This window comes from Archangium sp. (genome assembly GCF_036389735.1).
Taxonomy (GTDB): domain Bacteria; phylum Myxococcota; class Myxococcia; order Myxococcales; family Myxococcaceae; genus Archangium.
The window spans coordinates 1-4,066 of the sequence record NZ_DASVWK010000157.1; the positions used below are offsets into that span (position 1 = coordinate 1).

A 4,066-nucleotide genomic window follows, 5' to 3' on the forward strand; every position below is an offset into this window, starting at 1 on the left:
GCCTTGCACACCACGGCCTCGGACGTGAGGCTCCAGCTCGCCGTGCGGCGCGAGGACGCGCTGCTGGCGGAGATGGACGCCACCATCGATGCCCCCCTCGCCGCGCTTCAGGACCAGGAGGTGGCGGGCCGGTTGCCCTTCGTCCTCAAGGCGCGCAGTGGCCCCGTGCCGCTGCGGCAGCTCATGGCCATGGCCAGCCCCCCCCAGCCGGGCACTCCGGCCACGGACCAGCAGAACCTCCAGGGCCTCTTCTCCCTGGAGCTGGCGGCGCGGGGCACGCTGGACGACCCCAAGCTGGAGGTCGCCGCCGGCCTTCAGCAGCTCGGCGTGCGCCAGTTCGCGCTCGGCCAGGCGCGCATGCACTACGCCTATGGCGACGCACGCTCCCAACTGGACGCGCTCCTCACCTCGCCCAACGGCGGCACGCTGCTGGTGCGTGGCCAGGCCCAGCAGGAGCTGTCCCTGCCCGCGATGCAGCGGGGCTTGGACTTCTCCCGCGCGCCCGTGGAGGCGGACGTGGACGCACAGCAGTTCGACCTGTCCTTCCTGTCCGGCTCGCAGCTCCCCATGGTGCGCACCATCGGCGGCATGCTCCAGGCCGACGCCCACGTGGGCGGCACCGTCGGCGCCCCCACCTTCCAAGGCGACTTCCGGTGGAAGGACGGCCGGCTCGCCCTGGAGAGCTACGGCGAGTACCGGGACATCCAGGTGGCGCTCAACGTCAACGACCAGCACCTGGAGCTCTCCCAGTTCGCCATGCGCAGCGGCAACGGCTCGCTGAGCCTCACCGCCCAGGCGGACCGCACCAAGGCGGGCCACCTCGCCCTCACCGGCCAGGGGGAGATGCGGGACTTCCCGCTCGTCACCGATGACCAGCTCATCGCCGAGGTCACCCTGCGCACCACCCTCGAGGGGGAGATCTCCAACCAGCTCGTCAACCTGCGCAACCTCACCATCCCCGAGGCCCACATCAACCTGCCCGAGGAGAAGCGCAAGGACATCCAGTCCCTGGACCGGCCCGAGGGCATCGTCCTGGTGCGCAACGGGGTGCCGTTGGAGAAGCGCAAGCGCAAGAAGGGCGCCGCGCCCGCCACCGCGGGGGAAGCGGGCACCGCCACGGGCGGCGCGGGGACCCTGGCCGCGTCCGAGGAGGAGGCGCAGCGCCAGTACTGGGTGACGGTGAATGCCCCGAAGAACCTCTGGGTGCACGGCGCGGACGTCAACACGGAGCTCGGCCTGTCGGAGAACTTCCGCATCGAGTACGAGGACGAGACGTCCATCAACGGCACGGTGAAGGTGCTGCGCGGCGAGTTGGAGGTGATGGGCCGGCGCTTCAACGTGCAGGACTCCAGCTTCGTGCGCTTCACCGGCCCGGCACGCACGCCCTACATCAACGCCGTCGCCGAGCACACCAACGAGGGCGCCGGGGTGAAGGTGTTCGTCACCATTCGCGGCCAGGGCAAGGAGTTCACCATCAAGCCCACCAGCGAGCCGCCGCTGCCGGAGACGGAAATCTACACGCTGCTGGCCACGGGCCGGCGCACGCTGAGGGCGGGCTCGGGCGCGTCGATGAACCAGGGGCAGGTGGCGTCGGTGCTGGGCTCGCTGCTGGCCTCGCAGGCGCGCAAGGCGCTGGCGGCGAAGCTGCCGCTGGACGTGTTCTCCATCGAGGCCGGTGAGGAGGGCCTCGCGGACGCGCGGCTGGAGGTGGGCAAGTACCTCACGGACGAGCTGTACCTGGGCTACAGCGGCCGCCTGGGCACCGCGCAGAACCAGTCCAGCACCCGGCGGGAGAACGCCAACGCCGTGCGGCTGGAGTACCAGTTCACCCCGCGCTGGGGCGTCCAGGTGGAGTACGGCGATGCCCAGCAGGGAGGCGCGGACGTCATCTGGAGCAAGGACTACTGAGGCCCTACTCCACGCCGCCCACCAGGAAGGACAGCAGCAGCAGGCAGAGGACCACGGACGTCACCGCGACGAAGGTCCGGTCCCGCTGCCTGCTGAAGACGAGCAGGGACAGGGCCACCCGCAGCACCGGGGTGGCCATCAGCACCAGCAGCCCCGCCATCACGAAGGCCTGCCCCCTCGCGTTCATCACCCCCGCCAGCACGTCCGACAGGGCATGGGGCCCGCGCTCGGGAGCGGTGAGGCGCTGGAGCGCCTGCTCCGAGGAGAAGTAGTCCGGGTGGTGGAAGAAGGTCAGCGACATGCCGAACGTCACCAGCGTGAGGCTGAGCACCACGCCGGAGCGCAGCAGGTGGCTGATGAGCAGCTCGGGACTGGCGGCGTCCTGCTCCAGCGCCTCCGAGGTGGAGCTGGCCGGGGAAGGGGCGGTGTCCAGGCTCACGGGCCAACTCCCTTGCGCAGCATCTGGAAGGCCACCCCCAACAGCACCGCGACGAAGAGGCCGCGCAGCCAGGAACTCTTCACCCGCGTCAGGTACTGCGAGCCGATGAAGGCGCCCAGCACCACGCCGGCGCACACCGGGCCGGCGATGAAGGGGTCGATGTCCCCCCGAGCGAAGTAGATGCCAGCGCTGGCCGCGGCGGTGACGCCCATCATGAAGTTGCTGGTGGCGGTGGACACCTTGAGGGGCAGGCCCATGGCCAGGTCCATCGCCGGCACCTTCAGCGCCCCGGAGCCGATGCCCAGCAACCCGCTCACCGTCCCCGCGCCATACATGAGGCCCAGGCCCGTCAGTGGACGGGTGACGCGGTAGGGCACCTCGCGTCCCGCCTCCTCGTCCCAGTAGCTGCCGTGCAGCCCCAGCCGGTCGGCGAGCGCGTCGGGGACCGGCGCCCCCGGCACGCACGCGCCGCCGCTCAGCTTGCGCAGCATGACGAGCGCCGAGCACGCCATCACCGTGCCAAAGACGACGTACAGCCAGCGCCCGTGGAGGAAGCCCGCGAGCGAGGCGCCCGTGAGGGCCCCGGCGGTGGTGGCCAGCTCGAGGAACATGGCCACGCGCAGGTTGGTGAGGCGCTCGCGGACGTAGGCCGCCGCCGCACCGCTGGAGGTGGCGATGACGGAGACGAGCGAGGCCCCCACCGCGTAGCGGATGTCCACCCCGAGCAGCAGGGTGAGCACCGGCACGAGGATGAGGCCTCCGCCGAGCCCCAGCAGGGAGCCCAGCAGCCCGGCCCCGAGGGACACGACGAAGACCACGACGGTGAAGAGGAAGGGTGTCACGGCGGTGGCCGCATCCTTCCGCCATCACCCCGGAGCGTGCAATGCGTCCCCGGGCGCCCGGCGGTGCTCGCCCGGCTGCCCGGTCTTCCGGGGCCTCAGAGGGCGTAGGTGGCGTAGCAGGTGCCCACCGGGCCGCTGCCGGTGCTCCCCGCGTTGGGAGCGGACTGCCACGCGCCCTCGGCGCCGCACTGGTGCCACAGCCCGTCCGAGCTGGACTGGACACAGGTGCGCGTCGGCACCGACTTGCCCAGCGTGGCCGAGCTGCACCACGGCCACGAGGCCGTGCAGTTGGTCGGCTTGGTGGTGGTGCCCGCCGTGAAGGTGCCATCGCCCTGGCACTGCCGCCAGATGGCGTCCGAGGAGCTCTGCACGCACACGCCCACGGCCACGTTGGCCTCCACCGTGCCCGTGTAGCAGGTGACGGTGCTGCCCGTGCCCCAGGCGTACTCACCCTTGAACTGGTGGTACTTCACCGCCACCAGCGACGAGCCTCCGACGTCGGTGCGACCGCACTGGATCGCGTACGCGCCCACCCAGGGCGTGTACGTATAGAGCGCCGCGGTGGCCTTGTTGACGGGCTTCACCGAGCACGGATCCGAGGTGCTCTTCGTCACGCCCGGCTTCCACCCGGAGATGGTGGCCCGGCCCGCGTCCAGGTCGATGAGGTAGCCGCGCAGCTTCTTCGCCGAGCACTCGATCTGATTGCCGAAGCCCGCGTAGGAGACGGTGCAGCCGCCGCTGTCCGGGCAGCCACAGCCGGTGGCCTTGGACAGGTTGGTCGAGGTGCCGCTGGTGATGAGGCTCGACTCCGTCTGGATGCGCGCCAGCATGTACAGCGGGTTGATGGTGTACGCCTTGGAGCGCTCCACGATGAGCG

The 4,066-nt window shown here is 70.9% G+C and carries 4 protein-coding genes; 1 reads left to right on the top strand and 3 read right to left on the bottom strand.

The window, feature by feature from the left end; all coding sequences use genetic code 11:
* The coding region (locus VF794_RS05990) for a translocation/assembly module TamB domain-containing protein (RefSeq protein ID WP_331108219.1) at positions 1–1,908 on the top strand (1,908 nt) is incomplete at its 5' end.
* 4 nt (positions 1,909–1,912) lie between these two features.
* On the opposite strand, the gene VF794_RS05995 is transcribed toward VF794_RS05990, so the two are convergent.
* The 3 genes from VF794_RS05995 to VF794_RS06005 all read right to left on the bottom strand — a co-directional run.
* Complete coding sequence (locus VF794_RS05995) at positions 1,913–2,347, bottom strand: DUF1634 domain-containing protein (protein WP_331108220.1); 435 nt, start codon at positions 2,345–2,347, stop codon at positions 1,913–1,915.
* Positions 2,344–3,189, bottom strand: coding sequence for a sulfite exporter TauE/SafE family protein (locus tag VF794_RS06000; protein ID WP_331108221.1), 846 nt, complete (start codon positions 3,187–3,189; stop codon positions 2,344–2,346). The genes VF794_RS05995 and VF794_RS06000 overlap by 4 nt, the downstream gene beginning before the upstream one ends.
* A gap of 95 nt (positions 3,190–3,284) precedes the next feature.
* On the bottom strand, positions 3,285–4,066 hold a 782-nt coding region (locus tag VF794_RS06005), incomplete at its 5' end, for a hypothetical protein (RefSeq protein WP_331108222.1).